The organism is Gluconobacter thailandicus F149-1 = NBRC 100600 (assembly GCF_000964465.1).
Classification (GTDB): Bacteria; Pseudomonadota; Alphaproteobacteria; order Acetobacterales; family Acetobacteraceae; genus Gluconobacter; species Gluconobacter thailandicus.
This window is the reverse complement of record NZ_BANH01000190.1, coordinates 1-422: the sequence shown is the minus strand read 5'-3', so window position 1 is coordinate 422 and position 422 is coordinate 1. Positions and strand designations below refer to the sequence as shown.

Here is a 422-nt window from a genome sequence, read left to right as displayed (position 1 = left end):
AAAAATTCAGGCTCCGACGGTAAGCATTCAGATTGGCTACATTGGTAGAGCAAGCCGTGGCGATCTGCGGATACTTTGTATTCCTCAATCGCCATCTTGCCAGGAGGAACTTCGTTCCCCCGTGGACCCCCTTTGTACCAGCCGAATGGCGGAGGCTGACCATGGTCAAAAGATCACCTGCTGCACAGGGCCGCAAACGTGATGTTCGTGTCCGGCTTCCTGATGATCAACATGGCGAAGCCGTTGCTGAAGCCGCTCGTCAGGGTGTCTCATTATCGCGTTACGTGAGAACACTCCTACGAGAACATTGCCTGACAGGAAGGCCGCCAGACGAAGTTGCATCCGCGTTGACCAGCCTGTCCCGACAGCTTTCAGCCATCGGGAACAATCTCAATCAGATCGCTCGTGCTCTGAATGCCGGA

General features: G+C 54.7%; 1 protein-coding gene. It reads left to right on the top strand.

Features of this window, described 5'->3' with window-relative positions; all coding sequences use genetic code 11:
- Window positions 1-161: 161 nt before the first annotated feature.
- A partial coding sequence (locus tag B7444_RS16265) for a plasmid mobilization protein (protein WP_048855259.1) occupies window positions 162-422 on the top strand: 261 nt, incomplete at its 3' end.